Annotated in this window: 15 protein-coding genes; 9 read left to right on the plus strand and 6 right to left on the minus strand. The window is 25.8% G+C overall.

What is annotated here, in order from left to right; all coding sequences use genetic code 11:
• Positions 1–2: 2 nt before the first annotated feature.
• The 5 genes from ALANTH_RS04675 to ALANTH_RS04695 all read right to left on the minus strand — a co-directional run bounded on the left by ALANTH_RS04675 (position 3) and on the right by ALANTH_RS04695 (position 3,813).
• Positions 3–383 carry a heat shock protein transcriptional repressor HspR gene (locus ALANTH_RS04675; RefSeq protein ID WP_026803697.1) on the minus strand — a complete coding sequence of 127 codons (381 nt, stop codon included), beginning with the start codon at positions 381–383 and terminating at the stop codon, positions 3–5.
• A gap of 13 nt (positions 384–396) precedes the next feature.
• Positions 397–1,260, minus strand: a complete 864-nt coding sequence (locus ALANTH_RS04680; protein WP_026807948.1) for a DnaJ family protein — start codon at positions 1,258–1,260, stop codon at positions 397–399.
• 70 nt (positions 1,261–1,330) lie between these two features.
• Entirely contained in the window at positions 1,331–2,821 is a 1,491-nt protein-coding gene (locus tag ALANTH_RS04685; protein ID WP_172658496.1) for a PAS domain-containing sensor histidine kinase, read from the minus strand.
• A gap of 2 nt (positions 2,822–2,823) precedes the next feature.
• The gene (locus ALANTH_RS04690; protein WP_026803700.1) at positions 2,824–3,441 is read right to left on the minus strand and encodes a chemotaxis protein CheC; all 618 of its coding nucleotides are present in this window, start codon (positions 3,439–3,441) and stop codon (positions 2,824–2,826) included.
• 9 nt (positions 3,442–3,450) lie between these two features.
• The gene (locus tag ALANTH_RS04695) at positions 3,451–3,813 is read right to left on the minus strand and encodes a response regulator (RefSeq protein WP_026803701.1); all 363 of its coding nucleotides are present in this window, start codon (positions 3,811–3,813) and stop codon (positions 3,451–3,453) included.
• An 81-nt stretch (positions 3,814–3,894) separates the two neighbouring features.
• Between ALANTH_RS04695 and ALANTH_RS04700 the strand changes: the two genes are divergently transcribed.
• From ALANTH_RS04700 to hypF, 8 genes are all read left to right on the plus strand, one after another.
• On the plus strand, positions 3,895–5,055 hold the full coding sequence (locus ALANTH_RS04700; protein ID WP_026807947.1) for an FAD-dependent oxidoreductase: 1,161 nt from the start codon (positions 3,895–3,897) through the stop codon (positions 5,053–5,055).
• Between the two features lies 1 nt (position 5,056).
• On the plus strand, positions 5,057–5,629 hold the full coding sequence (locus ALANTH_RS04705) for a hypothetical protein (RefSeq protein ID WP_026807946.1): 573 nt from the start codon (positions 5,057–5,059) through the stop codon (positions 5,627–5,629).
• Between the two features lie 229 nt (positions 5,630–5,858).
• Positions 5,859–7,094: a hydrogenase small subunit gene (locus tag ALANTH_RS04710; protein ID WP_026807945.1), complete on the plus strand. Its 1,236-nt coding sequence runs from the start codon at positions 5,859–5,861 to the stop codon at positions 7,092–7,094.
• The gene (locus ALANTH_RS04715) at positions 7,094–8,818 is read left to right on the plus strand and encodes a nickel-dependent hydrogenase large subunit (RefSeq protein WP_026803705.1); all 1,725 of its coding nucleotides are present in this window, start codon (positions 7,094–7,096) and stop codon (positions 8,816–8,818) included. The genes ALANTH_RS04710 and ALANTH_RS04715 overlap by 1 nt, the downstream gene beginning before the upstream one ends.
• A 10-nt stretch (positions 8,819–8,828) precedes the next feature.
• Complete coding sequence (locus tag ALANTH_RS04720) at positions 8,829–9,530, plus strand: cytochrome b/b6 domain-containing protein (protein ID WP_026803706.1); 702 nt, start codon at positions 8,829–8,831, stop codon at positions 9,528–9,530.
• A 33-nt stretch (positions 9,531–9,563) separates the two neighbouring features.
• Positions 9,564–10,151 carry a HyaD/HybD family hydrogenase maturation endopeptidase gene (locus tag ALANTH_RS04725; protein ID WP_026807944.1) on the plus strand — a complete coding sequence of 196 codons (588 nt, stop codon included), beginning with the start codon at positions 9,564–9,566 and terminating at the stop codon, positions 10,149–10,151.
• On the plus strand, positions 10,135–11,637 hold the full coding sequence (locus ALANTH_RS04730; protein ID WP_026807943.1) for a Kae1-like domain-containing protein: 1,503 nt from the start codon (positions 10,135–10,137) through the stop codon (positions 11,635–11,637). Before ALANTH_RS04725 ends, ALANTH_RS04730 begins: the two co-directional genes overlap by 17 nt.
• 14 nt (positions 11,638–11,651) lie before the next feature.
• Positions 11,652–13,877 carry a carbamoyltransferase HypF gene (gene hypF, locus ALANTH_RS04735; protein WP_338081395.1) on the plus strand — a complete coding sequence of 742 codons (2,226 nt, stop codon included), beginning with the start codon at positions 11,652–11,654 and terminating at the stop codon, positions 13,875–13,877.
• Here hypF and ALANTH_RS04740 read toward each other — a convergent pair.
• Positions 13,860–14,510: a hypothetical protein gene (locus tag ALANTH_RS04740; protein WP_228131113.1), complete on the minus strand. Its 651-nt coding sequence runs from the start codon at positions 14,508–14,510 to the stop codon at positions 13,860–13,862. The genes hypF and ALANTH_RS04740 overlap by 18 nt on opposite strands.
• Positions 14,511–14,605: 95 nt before the next feature.
• On the opposite strand from ALANTH_RS04740, the gene hypB reads away from it, so the two are divergent.
• On the plus strand, positions 14,606–15,415 hold the full coding sequence (gene hypB, locus ALANTH_RS04745) for a hydrogenase nickel incorporation protein HypB (protein WP_026807940.1): 810 nt from the start codon (positions 14,606–14,608) through the stop codon (positions 15,413–15,415).
• Positions 15,416–15,417: the final 2 nt, after the last annotated feature.

Raw genomic sequence — 15,417 nt, forward strand, 5'->3', positions numbered from 1 at the left:
TACTATTTTCTTACAATTACCATTTCAAAAGTTGATTTTTGTACAACCAAAGCTTTCTTATCAGGTACTACACTTAAAGAATTTATATTTTGAATTTTACTTTTATAGAGTTCTACTTCATTTTCTAATTCTTCAATTTTTTTATTTAATTGTAAAATAATATCAACGCCAGCAAGATTTACCCCTAAATCTCTAGTTAAAGTTAATACATATTTTATGTGATTAATATCTTTTTGTGAATAAAGTCTTATTTTACCATTTGTACGACTTGGTTTTATCAAACCTTCTCGTTCATATTGTCTTAGAGTTTGTGGATGAATATTTAAAATTTCTGCAACAGCAGAAATTAAATATACAGGTTCTATATAACTGTTTTTTTCCATAGATAAAACTCCTTTAATTAATTGGAAGTTTATCTTCCATCATTTTTACTAAATTTTCATCTAAATCTTCAAGTTTTGGTAAAACAATATTTGCTTTTAAATATAAATCACCTTTAATCCCACTTTTTCTATTTAGAACTCCAAGTTCTTTTACTCTAAATTTTTGATTTTGTTTTGTATTTTGTGGAACTTTTAATGTTATATCTTTATGAATTGTTTTTATATCAACTTTTCCACCAAAAAGTGCAGTTTTTAGAGGTATGTCAAAATATTTTGTTAGAGTATCTCCTTCTCTCGTATACTCTGAACTTGAGGCTACATTTATTTTTAGTATTAAATCACCTTTTTGTCCTTGATATGATTTCCCTTTACCTTTTGCTCGTATCTTTTGTCCACTTTCTATTCCTTCTGGAATTTTTACATCAAATGAGTCATTATTTAAAGATATGTGTTGTTTTCCACCAAGAATTGCTACTTCAAAAGGAATTGTAACTTGTGCATTTGTATCTAAATCTGGTTCATCAAAACCAAAATTTCCAAAACCACCACGACTAAAGCCACCACCAAAACCACCAGCTCCTCCAAACATTTGTCTTAGAATTTCATCTAAATCAACTCCATTACCTTGGCTTCTTGCAAAATCACTAAAGTTTTGTCCACCAAACATAGAATCACCATATTGGTCATATTGTTGTTTTTTCTCTGGATTACTTAGGACTTCATAAGCTGCGTTTATCTCTTTGAATTTTTCTTCAGCTTTTGGATCCTTATTTACATCAGGGTGATATTTTCTTGCAAGTTTTCTATAAGCTTTTTTTATCTCTTCAGCAGTTGCATTTTCACTAACTTCTAATGTTTCATATAAACTTTTTGCCATTTCCTAATCCTATATTAATAAAATATTTAAATATTTAAAATAGGATTATATCACAAAGGTTGAGTCAATGTCAATCAACTTTATAAGGAAGTTGAATTCTAAACATAGCACCTTTACATACAATATTGTTATGTAAAAATTTAATATTTTTTACACTTATATCTCCACCCATACTTTGATTTATAATTTTTCTTGTCATATATAAACCAAGTCCTGTACCTTGATATTGATGTTTTGTTGTGAAATAAGGTTCAAATATTTTATCTACAATATCATTATCTATTCCAAAAGCATTATCACAAATAGAAATTTCAACAAATTCATCAAGTTTTTTTGTACTAATCTTGATAATTCTCATATCATTTTCTTTTAAATTTAAGTTAAGAGCATCTTTAGCATTATTTAAAATATTGATTACAGCTTGAGAAAATTCATTATCTACATTATAAATAAAAATATCATCTTCTAAATCCAAAACTATTTCTATATTAAATTTCTTAAAAAAATCTTCTATTAAAGATATACTACTTTTGATATTTTCATTTACATTAAACATAGATTTATGTTTATCTATCTTTAAAAAATCATTAAAAGTATCTATTGTATTTGAAAGATGTTCTGTTGTTTTTAAAATTAGTTTTAGTGAATCTTCTAGATTTGTACTATTTAAAGCATTTAAATCATTTTTTAGTTTTAGATTTGATGCTGTTATTGAAATAATATTTAAAGGTTGTCTCCATTGATGAGCTATATTTGCTATCATTTCTCCCATAGCTGCTAGTTTTTGTTGTTCAGCCATAAGATTTTCTTTTCTTTTTATATCTTCTATATCAATAATAGTTAAAATTTTAAATGTTTGATTATTTATAAATGCATCTTTTATATTTATAACAGCACTAAATTTTGTATTGTCCTCTCTTATTATAACTGTTTCTATACTATCCTTATTTATACTTTTTACTATATTTTGGTCAAAAATTATATCATTAAAATTTTTATTTATTAAATCAGAGCGATTTTCTTTACTTAAAAGTTCTAAGGCAATTTTATTGCAATCAACTATCTTGTTATCTTTAAAGATAATGATTGCTTCCATTGTTGTATCTAAAATAAGTCTTAACTCTTCATTTTTTTCGTTTAGTTCTTCTTTTGCAGCTTTTAGCTTAAAATTAATTTCACTTAATAAAGTTACATCATAAATATATAAAATAACTAGCTCATCTTCTATATCCAAAGGAGAGATTGTTATACTTTGTTGCATTTGATTAAATACCTTGTCCGCAACATTTTTTAATTCAATATTAATTAAATAATCATTTGTTTGTGGAGTATAAAAAGTAGGAGAATTTAGTTTTAAAGAAGTTATAATTTTTCTTTTTAATCTTTTTTCATCAATATTTGAGTAAAAGTCTAAAATACTTTTATTCAAAATAGATGAACTAAAAATTCCAGTTCTTAATTCAAGCCATTTATTCCAAAATAAAACTTTCAAATCTTTATTTAGTACAATAATTCCATTATCAACAGTATTACTTATTATGTCAAATTTATTTTTTCTCAACTTCAAAATTCTTCCAAAATTTTATTTAATTTTTCTTTTATGAATAAAATAGAGTTATCAGTTGTCAAAATAAATAATTCACCATGAATATTTAAATCTTCAAATTCTAACTTTGTAGATATAATAATAACTTTTTCATAGTTACTTATAAAAAGGTTATTTAATTGAGTTATTGAATTTATAACTTTTATTGTTGGAGCAGAAAAAGATACATTTGTTTCTATATCTTCAGCTAATTTACTTATAGTTGAAGATGATAAAATATTTGTTATTTCTAACGTTATATCACAAATATCTTCATCATTTAATTCATTTTCATTTAATCCAAATTTATTTGCCATATTAGTTGCAGATATTTTATCAATTAAAAACATATTTTCACCACTTAAATGACCATTGATTTGTTGAAGAGCTATATAATGTTCATTTTCAAGGTTTAATTCTTTTGATAAATAAGCTTTTAAATTTGAAGCGTCAATTATTTTAATTTTAGGAATACTAAGTTTTGCAAAAGCATCTAAAATCTCAGTGATTGCAGCTGTTGCACTACCATAAGCAACATTCATCAATTCTTGAAGGCAATCTTGTTCATCTTCAGTTAGTATAATATTTGATTCCATAAACTTAACCTATGATACTAATTTATGTAAAATTTGTTGCATTTTATTAATGTCAATAGGCTTTTTTATAAAATTAAAAGCACCTAATTCTATAGCTCTATCTACTGCTTGCTTTTGGATATCTGCTGAAATTACAACAACTTTAGCACTGTTATCAAATTCTTTTATATATTTTAAAGCATCAAAACCATCCATGATAGGCATAGTTAAATCCATAAAAGTAATATTTGGATTATGTTCCTTATACAAATCTAATGCCTCTTGACCATTTTGTGCTTCAAAAATTTCATATTCTTGCTTTAAGGCTTCTTCAATAGTTCTTATTACCATCTTTCTTGCCATCTTTGAATCATCAGTAACTAAAATCTTCATAAACTACCTTTTAAAATAATCTTGTATTCTATCAATTAATATTTAAAACTTACTTTATAAAATTTTGCTATACTCTTTTTTATGAAAAAATATGATTATATAATTATCGGAGCAGGTATTTGTGGCTGTTCATTAGCTTATTTTTTAAATAAGCATTCAAATAATATTTTATTAATAGATAAAAATTCTGATGTAGCATTTGGTGCAAGTGGTGCAGCTGGAGCTTTTTTATCTCCACTTTTAGGAAAACCAAATGATTTTAAAAATTTAGTTACAAAAGCTTTAAATTTTTCTTTAGAAATATATAAAAAAGATTTTCCTGATTTTATTCAAAATGTTGGAACTTGTAGAATTCCTAAAAATGAAGAAGATGCTCAAAAATTTAAGAGTTATATTCCTTTTATGGATTTTGAATTTAAAGCTTTTGAAAAAGGTTATTTTTTTCCTATCGGAAGCGTTGTAAACTCTTATCAAATTTGTAAAGAATTATCTAAAAATGTAGAAAAACTATTTGATTATGAAGTTTTAAAAATAGAACAACAAAATAATATTTGGAAAATAAATAATGAAATTGAAGCAAAAAAGCTATTTTTATGTACAGGTGCAGATATAACATTGATAAATGAACCATATTTTGATATTCGAGCTGTTTGGGGACAAAAAATAGATATTTTAAGTTCTACAAAAGTTGATATAAATTATCATCAAGAATGTTCTTTGTCAAAAAGTATAGAACAAAAAGGTAAAAATCTTATATCTATAGGAGCAACTCATAATAGATTTAAAGATAATATGCAAGATTCTTCATATAATTTAAAATTAAAAAATATTAATAAGATAAAGCATAATGAAAAAACTTTAGAGATAATTAATAAAGATACAAATGATTTATTAGAAAAAGCAAATAATATAAAAAAACTAGAAGATGTAGAGATTATTGATATAAAAATAGGTTCAAGAGCTTCTAGTATTGATTATTTTCCTATGGTTGGGAAATTAGTTGATAGTAAAAATAGTTTTATTAAGTATCCTCATATAAAAAATGGGACACATATAAAAAATGAAAACTTGATTTTATATGAGAATCTTTATACTATTAATGGCGTAGGTGGACGAGGATTTGTATTATCTTTATACTTAGCTTCAAATTTAGTAGATTCAGTTATAAATAATAAGATATTAGATGATAATATTACAAACTATAGACTGTTTTCAAGATGGGCTAGAAAACAAAAGGATTAGAATGAAAAATACAATAAAAGTAGTTTTTTTAGGATTAGTTGGATTTGCATTATTAGTATATTTAACAATGCCAGATTTTAGCATTGAAAAGGATACAAAACAAGAGCTATCATTTTCTTTTCTTCCAAAGTTTTTTGATGTTGTCGGGAAAAATCCGTATACTAAAAAAGATGAATTTTTTAAAAATGCTGAAAAAACATATCTTGTTGTTTTAAATCATGATTCTTTAGCTATTTTTAAAGATTTATATAAAAAAACAGATAAGAATATAGTGTTAATAGCAAATATTTCAAATACTCCTTGGTTAATTAAACAAATAGCAATCAATGGTGAGTTAGAAAACATGTATCAAAATTCAAGAATTCCTTTAATAAATGATTCAGATGGATCATTTGTAAAATCTCTAGGTTTAAACGATAATTCTCAAAGTAATTATTTTGTATATGCTTTGTTAGAAGATGGAAGTATCGAAAAACTTTTTAAGAATAGTGTAAAAAAAGGTGCTTTACAAGATGGTATAAATCAAGAGGATATAGATAATAGCTTAGAAGAATTTTTAAATAAATTAAAATAATTTGTATCAAATTGTAACAAAGTTTAAAAAATACTTAAATAAAAGATTTCTTGTGTATATTTAGAACAACTAAAATAAATATTACTATATAATCGCTAATTTTTATTTACTTAAAAATAAAACTTTGTTTAATATCTTAAATTTTAACCTTTTCCCAAAAAAATAATTAAGTATCACATAAGTATTAAGTAGTTATTTTTCTAAAAATGGATTCATTTGAGGAGGAAGTATGGTTGATTCATTGGATAGAGTAAGGGAAGTTTTTACTCAGAAATCAGTAAGAGTAAATACAAATAAAGGTGATGAGTATTACAACTTATTATTTGAAAAAGCAAAAAATAGATTAAAATCTTTAAGAGAGGAACAGCCACTTAAAGATATTGATATGATGGATGTTATTGAAAGTGAAGGTATAAATAGAAGAGATTTTATGAAGTGGGTTAGTGCAACAACTGCTACACTTATGCTTCCTCATATGTTTGCTCCACTTGTAGCTGAAGCTACTGAACTTATGAATAGAGTACCTGTTATTTGGATAGAGTTACAAGACTGTGCAGGAAATTCTGAAGCACTTTTAAGAAGTTCTGCTCCAACGGTTGATGATTTATTATTTGATGTATTGAGTTTAGAATTTCATGAAGCTTTACAAGCATGTGCTGGGCATGATGCTGATAAACAATTAGAAGAAGCAGTTGAACACTTTAAAGGAAAATATCTTCTATTTGTAGAAGGTGCAATTCCTATGGCAAATAGTGGTCAGTATGGAACTATTGGTGCTAGTGGTGAGACTTTTCATGAACATTTAATGAGAATGTCAAAAGATGCAGCAGCTATTGTTGCTGTTGGTACATGTGCTACTTTTGGTGGAGTTCCAGCAGCAGCTCCAAATCCAACTGGAGCAGTTGGTGTTATGGACTTAGTAAAGGGTAAACCTATTATTAATATTCCTGCCTGTCCCGCAAATCCAGCAAATATGGTTGGTGTTATACTTCATTATGTTTTAACTGGACAAATTCCAGAACTAGATTCTTTACTTAGACCTAAATTTGCATTTGGATATAGAATTCATGACAACTGTGAAAGAAGAGCACACTTTGATGCAGGAGAATTTGTTGAAGAATGGGGAGATGAAGGTGCTAAAAATAATTGGTGTTTATATAAAGTTGGCTGTAAAGGACCAATGACATTTAATAACTGTTCTATTATTAGATATAACGAAGGTACGAACTGGCCTATCGGTGTTGGTAGAGGTTGTATTGGTTGTAGTGAACCAGACTTTTGGGATAAATATGCTTATGAACGACCAATGGCAACTGCAAGAATAAAAGCTCCAACTGGTGGAGTTGAAAAAACTGTTGATGAATTTGGATTAGGATTATTAACAGCAACTGCTGTTGGTATAGGAGTTCATGCTGTAGCTTCAATTATTGCTGGTAAAAAATCAAATGAAGAAGAGGAAAAATAATGGCAACAAAACATTTAGTAATAGATCCAATTACAAGAATTGAAGGACATCTTAGAATTGAAGCAATTATAGATGAAAACAATGTTGTAACAGATGCTTACTCTTCTTCTACAATGTTTAGAGGAATTGAAGAAATATTAAAAGGAAGAGATCCAAGAGATTGTGGGCTTTTAGCTATGAGAATTTGTGGAGTTTGTACAGGAACTCACTATCAAAGAAGTATTGAAGCAGTTGAACATGCTTTTGATGTAACTATTCCAAAAAATGCAAGATTGGTTAGAAATCTTATTCAAGGTGCTTTATATCTTCATGATCATATTGTACACTTTTATCATTTACATGCTCTTGATTGGGTTGATATAACAGAAGCTCTTAAAGCTGATCCAAAAGCAACAGTTTTAGAAGCTCAAAAATGGGCAAATATTTCTGGACAAAGACCATGGAATGCTAATGAAGATGTTTATGTACAAGTTCAAGAAAGAGTTACAAAATATGTAAAACAAGGGAGATTAGGGATTTTTGGAAATGCTTATTGGGGTTCTAAAGGTTTTAAACTTACTCCTGAACAAAATCTAATAGGGCTTTCTCATTATCTTGATGCTCTTGAATTGCAAAGAGAATTAGCAAAAATGATGGCTATTTTTGGTGGTAAAAATCCACATCCACAATCTTTTGTTGTAGGTGGAGTTACTTGTGTTCAGGATATTAAGAATCCTGCAAGGATTGCTGAATTTAAACAAATTCTTAAAAAAGCTAGAAAATTTACTAAAGAAGCTTATTTAAGTGATGTTTATATGGCTGGAACAATGTATGCAGATGAGGCTTTAGAAGGAATAGGTGGAGGTGTAGGAAACTATATGTCTTATGGTGGATTTAGATTAGATGATTTACCATTTTATAACTCTGCAAAACTTTTCCCTGCTGGAATTGTAAAAAATAGAGATTTATCAAAAGTTTATGAGATAGATCAAACAAAAATTACCGAAGATGTAACTCATGCTTGGTATGAAGGTAGTACAAACCTACATCCTTATGATGGTGTTACAAAACCAAATTATACAGGTTTTGGTAAAAAAGAAGATAATATTGCTTATTTAGATACAAAAAATAAATATTCTTGGATTAAATCACCACTTTATAATGATGAAAGAATGGAAGTTGGACCACTTGCTAGAATGATTGTAGGATATGCAAGTAATAATGAAAGAATTAAAAAATATGTTACAAACTTTTTAACAAATGCAAATCTTCCTGCAAGTGTATTGTTCTCAACAGTCGGAAGAACAGCAGCTCGTGCAATAGAGACTGAACTTATGGCTGATATTATGATGGAATGGATAGATGAATTAGCTTCAAACGTTGCACATGGAGATTTATCAACATGGACAGAATTTGATTTTAATACTGTTGCAAAAAATACAAAAGGAATAGGTCTTGAAGAAGCTCCAAGAGGTGCTTTAGGACATTGGGTAAAAATTAAAGATGGAAAAGTAGAAAACTATCAAGCTGTTGTTCCTTCAACTTGGAATGCAGCTCCTAGAGATTATAAAGGAAGATTAGGTGCTTACGAATCATCATTAATTGGTACAAAGGTAGCAAATCCAGATCAACCTTTAGAAATATTAAGAACTATTCATAGTTTTGATCCATGTATTGCTTGTGCTGTTCATATCATAGATACAAATGGTAAAGAACTTGGTGTATATAAAGTAAATCCAATTTAAGGAGTAACTTATGGCAAAAAATATAGAAATAAAAAGAATGACTAAAACTATGAGAATAATTCATTGGGTAACATTCTTTAGTATGATAGTTGCAGTAGTTACTGGACTTTATATTGGACATCCTTATTATCAAACATTCATAGCAGACCCAGCTGTAGATAAATATGTAATGGCTTGGAATAGATGGGCACATTTTATTGTAGCTATTATTTTTGATGTAACGGCTGTTTTAGTTGGATATTTATACTTTTTTTCAAGATTTGAGAAACCATATAAAAAATTAATTCCAACAAAAACAAACATTGTTGAATTCTTTGAAGTATTTTTAAATTTAATGACACTAAATAGAAGAAAGAAATTTAATTCAGCTCATAGTGATAGTTTTAATATTGTATTTTTTACAATATTTCATCTATTATTAGGGTTTATGTTATTTACTGGACTTCAATTATATGTTCATGGTTTAGCTTCTGGAAATAGCTCTATTGGTTCTTGGTGGCCAGCAATGCTTCACTTAGTTACAGATTGGACTTTATATGTTTTTGGTGGAAATATGGGAGTTAGAATAGCTCATCATTATACTATGTATTTAATTTTAATATGGGTTATGTTTCATATTTACTATCAAGTTTGGAGAACAATATTTTGGAAAGAAGGCGATATTGCTATTGTTTTTGGTGGAAGCAAATTTGTAAAAGAAGAGGAGAAATAAGAGTTAAGCTATGGCTTAACTCTTAAACTTTATATGAAAAAATCTATTGTAATTGGTGTTGGGAATATGCTCTTTAAAGATGAGGGTATAGGTATTTATGCAAGTGAATATATAAAACAAAACTATAATATTAGTGGTGATTTAGAGATAATTGATGGTGGAACATTAGGATTTAAGCTAATGGCATATTTTCAAGATTATGATAATGTCATTATTTTAGATACTGTGTCTATTGAAGATGAAGTTGGATCTATTTTTAGACTTCCTAGTGATGTTTTATTAGGACTAGGAAAATATAGAAAAACTGCTCATGAAGTAGAGATTATTGAAATGTTAGAGATTGTTTCAGTATTGGATTCACATGCAAATGTAACAATCATAGGTATTATTCCAGAAGATATTCAAAGTGTTGAAATAGGACTTACACAAAAGATGGAAGAGATTTTTCCTCTTTTTATTAAAACTGCATTAAAAGAAATTGAAGAACTAGGTTTTTTATATTCAAAAAAAGATGAGATAAGTGTTAGTGATATAGTAAAAAGTATGATTGGAAGTTATAATGGTACACATTTAAGTAGAATTCCAAATGAAGAGGATTTCACTCATGAAATTAATCTATAAAATTGAGTTTAATTCAACAGCTTTATATTTTAAAAAATTAATTGATGAGTTAATAGTTGAAGATAATATAAAAGCATTGACTAAACAATATTTTGGATTTATTCTTATAATTTTTGAAGATGATAGTGAGAAAATAGAAGAATTTTTTACTACTTTAGAAAAAAAACTTCCTATTTCTATGTTTATATCAAAATCTTATGTTATTGATACTTTTGATGAAAATTTGGAAGAGATAAAAGATTTTAATCTAAAAGCAAATTTTGAGATTTTAACACCAAAAAAAGTAAATGAAATTTTAGAAGATAACTACTTTGATTTTTTAGATAATATAATAAAGTTATCTAAAAATGAAGTTATTGAATATAAAAATATAAAAATATTTTTACCAAATAAAGAAATTTTAGAAAAATTTAAAATAAATAATGAAGAAATTAAACTTTTAATATGTAATAGTAATAAAATAAGTAATATTGTAAAAGTTGATAATTCTGATTTAGCTTTATTATGTTCTATTGAAAGACCTCTTGTAAGATTAAAGCTTCAAGATGAATATTTAAATATTTCAAACTCAAAATATATTTATACAAGATTACCTAATAGTAAAGATATGTTACTTCTCTCTCAAGCTTTATCTAAACAAAATATAGATTATATTTTATATACAAGTAACGAAAAAGAGTTAAAAGCTATAAGTAATAATGATAAAAATATTGTTATAAGTGATGAAAAGACACTTTTTCCTAAATATGATTTTATTTTAAAAAAAGTTTTTAATACAAAAGAAGAATATTTTAACTTTTTTCCAAATATATATAAGTCAATTATTTCTTATGAATCAAAAGAAAATATTTCAACTATTGGAGTATATTTTTCACAAAGCTCAAAAAATAGTTTTGTAGATATAAACACTTCAAATGGTAAAGAAAAAAGAGTTATTTATGTTCCAGAAATAGATAATTCTATTGATAAAATTTTTGAAGATATTTCATCTATTGATGAAAATTCTAAAAGATTGATAGATAATTTTATAAAAAAATATCCTGATATTCTAAACCAAAAGTTATCAAACTTAAATTCATTTGGTTCAATAATTGAAATTTGTGCAAAAGTTTTGGGTTTAAATAACATTATTGAGTTTGAAGAGTTAGCTTTAAATAGTAGCTATTCAAATGGTGTTCAAATTGATATGAAAATCAATAAAGTTGAAGATAAAAATTATTTAGATTATAGAAAAATTATTCAATCAATAATGTCATATAAAATTGCTGATGTTGATAATGAAACATTAGCTTATTCATTTTATGAATTTCTAGCAGAGTTTATTATTAAATATTCAAAAGAGATAGCAAGACAAATAAAAACAAAAAATATTGTATTATGTGGAGATATTTTTACAAATAGATTAATCTTGAATAAGGTTATAAAAGAGTTAAGTAAAAATCATAATTTAATTTTACCAAAAGAGTATCCTTTGGACTATATATAAGTAAAAAAATATTTATTTCTGGAATTGTACAAGGTGTTGGTTTTCGCCCATTAATATATAATTTAGCTATAAAATATGATATACAAGGCTGGGTTAAAAATGATGAAAATGGAGTAGAGATTGAAGTCTTTTCTAAAGAAAATGATTTTGAAAAATTTATCTGTGAGATAAAACAGAATCCACCAATCTTATCAAAAATAACTGATATAAAAATAATAAATATAGAACTAAAAGAGTATAAATGTTTTAATATCATACAAAGTTCAAGTTCTCAAAATAAAACTACTATTATCTCTCCTGATATTGCTATTTGTAATGATTGTATAAAAGATATAGAAGATATTGATAATTTTAGACATAATTATAGTTTAACTAATTGTACGAATTGTGGACCTAGATATTCGATAATAGATTCAATTCCTTATGATAGAATGAATACATCATTAAAAGATTTTAAACTTTGTACAAACTGTGAAAGAGAGTTTATTGAACCAATTAATAGACGATATCATGCACAAGCAATATCATGTGAAGAGTGTGGACCAATAACAACTTTATATACAAAAGATAAAAAAATAGTATCAAATAAAATGGAATCTATAAGCCAATCTATAAAATTAATAGAAGATGGAAATATTTTAGCTATAAAAGGAATGGGAGGATTTCATATTGTTTGTGATGCAACAAATAGTAAAGTAATAAAAAGATTAAGAGAGTTTAAAAAAAGAGCTAGAAAACCATTTGCAGTTATGTTTAAAAATATAGAAGTAGTAAAATTATATACAAATATTTCTCAAAAAGAGGAAGAACTTTTAACATCAAATGAAAAACCAATTGTTCTTTTAAGTAAAAAAGAAAATATAAATTTATCAGAATTTATTGCTCCAAATATTAAAAAAATTGGTTGTTTCTTGCCAAATACAGCTTTGCAATATCTATTAGTGAAAGAGCTTAAAAATCCAATAATTGCAACTAGTGCAAATTTAAAAAGTGAACCAATAATAATAGATAAAGAAGATATTTTTATAAAACTATATGATTTAGTAGATTTTGTACTAGATTATAATAGAGATATAGTAAATAGTTGTGATGACTCTATTCTTCAAGTTATTGATAAAAGAGTAGTTAAATTACGTAATTCAAGAGGATATACTCCAATTTTAAATAGTGTAAAGAAAGGTTTTAATAAACATATTTTAGCTTTAGGAGCAAATCAAAAATCTACTATTAGTATAGCTTTTGGACATAATATCATAACTTCACCTTATCTAGGAGATTTAAACTCAATTTCTACACTTGAAAATTATAAAAAAACAATTAAAACTTTTGATAAATTTTATGATTTTAATCCAGAAATTATAGTTTGTGATAAACATCCAAATTATGAAAGTACAAAATATGCTATGAAATTAAAGCAAAAAAATAAAGATATAAAGTTAGTACAAGTTCAGCATCACTATGCTCATATTTTATCCGTAATGGCTGAATATTCACTAACAAAAGATGTTTTAGGATTTGTTTTTGATGGAACTGGATATGGAGATGATGGAAACATTTGGGGTGGAGAAGTTTTTATAGCAAATAAAAAAAAGTATAAAAGAGTAAAATATTTAAAATATTTTAAACTTTTAGGTGGAGAAATAGCTATAAAAGAACCTAAAAGAATTGCTCTATCTTTACTTTTTGAAATATATTCTTTAGATGAAATCTTAAATTTAGATATTCCAATAGTAAAATTGTATAATAGTAATGATATAAAAGTATTATATACAATGTGGCAAAAGAATTTAAATTCACCATTTTGTAGTTCTATTGGAAGACTTTTTGATGCTATTGCATCTTTAGCGAATATAATACATATTCAAGAATATGAAGGAGAAACGGGTCTTTTAATTGAGAGTTTATATGATAAGAATATAAAAGAATCTTATTCTTATGAAATTTTAGAAGACAACATCGATATAAAGGCTATGATAAAGGAAATTTTAGTTGATAATGATAAAGTAAGAATCTCTTCAAAATTTATAAATACTTTAGTAAATATTATATTTGATATTACAAAAATTTACTCTTTGCCAGTTGTACTAAGTGGAGGAGTTTTTCAAAATAAAACTTTATTGGAGCTGATTATAAAAAGATTTAAATATGAAAAAATAGAGTTTTATATAAATGAAAAATATAGTCCAAATGATGAATGTATAAGTCTTGGGCAACTATATTATTTAAACAATACTATTTAAAATCTCTATTTGTTCACTCTTAATATAGTTAAACTTAAACTCATATTCTTTTAAGTAGTAGAAAAAATTGTCTTCATCTATCCCTTTGTATTTTCGTAAATTTGATTCTAAGAATTTCCAAAATTCATTTAATTTTGTTTGATGAGCATTTTGCGAATGAATTTTATACCAATTTAAATATTGAATAAAACCATCTTCTATATCAAAAGCACGATTTCCAATTTTTGGCATAAGTAAAGTATAAACTCTTTGGTTAGAGTAAAAACCAATTATATTTATAGCTTCACTTAAAGATTTTCTTTTTTTCTTTTTTTCTCTATTTTTTATATAATAAAATTCTTCATATTCTGTATTGTCTTTTATTGATGAATGATAAATATCTTCTAAAAATATTGCTATTTTTTTTCTAAAGAAATCAAATCTATCTTTTACAGTCTTATAGTTTAAATCTAACTCTTTTGCTGTTTGAAGAGCATTTTTATCCTCACAAAATTTTTCTATTATAAATTTTTCTTTTGCTATTTTTTTTAAAGATAGTTTCTTAGCACATTTTTTACATTTTATATAATTATTTGCAAGAGTATAAAACTCTTCATGTTTACAGTTTGGACAAATCATAAAATATTTTATCATTTTAGTTCTAAAAATATATAAGTGCTTAAAAGTTATTATATAATATTTATAGTTTTTGGGTTAAACTCCAATAAAAATAATAATAAGGAAAATATATGTGTAAAGATTGCGGTTGTACAATAGCAGGACAAGAAGAACACCATCATCACCATGAACATGATCATAAAATAGGACATTTTCATACTCATCCTCATGGAAATAGTACATCTCATCAAGCAGCTCATGAAACACTGCATCATAATCCACAATTAAATGATTCAAAAACAATTTCAGTAATTCAAAAGATTTTAGATAAAAATGATCATGAAGCAGCACATAATAGAGCACATTTTGATAATCATAAAGTTTTAGGAATAAATCTTATGTCAAGTCCAGGAAGTGGGAAAACTACACTTTTAGAGCATTTAAGCCAAATTGCAGATTTTAAATTTGGTGTTGTTGAAGGTGATTTGGAAACTTCAAAAGATGCAGATAGGCTAAAAGCAAAAGGAATTCCAGCTGTTCAGATACAAACAGGAAGTGCATGTCATCTTGATGCATTTATGGTTCATAAAGGTTTACATGATTTATCTTTAGATGATATTGACGTTTGTTTTGTGGAAAATGTAGGAAATTTAGTTTGTCCAGCTTCTTATGATGTTGGAACTCACTTAAATATTGTATTGGTTTCAATTCCTGAAGGTGAAGACAAAATCTCAAAATATCCAGTTATGTTTAGATGTGCAGATTTGATACTTTTTACAAAAACTGACCTTTTGCCATATTTTGAATATGATTTAGAAAAAGAAAAAGCAATAGCTAGAAAGCTAAAACCAAATGTTGATATCTTAGAAGTTTCTATAAAAGATAAAAAGTCACTTCAAGCTGTTGTTGATTGGATAAATTTTAAAAGAAAGATGAGATAAAA

Origin of the sequence: Aliarcobacter lanthieri (assembly GCF_013201625.1) — a bacterium.
In the GTDB taxonomy this organism is placed as follows: domain Bacteria; phylum Campylobacterota; class Campylobacteria; order Campylobacterales; family Arcobacteraceae; genus Aliarcobacter; species Aliarcobacter lanthieri.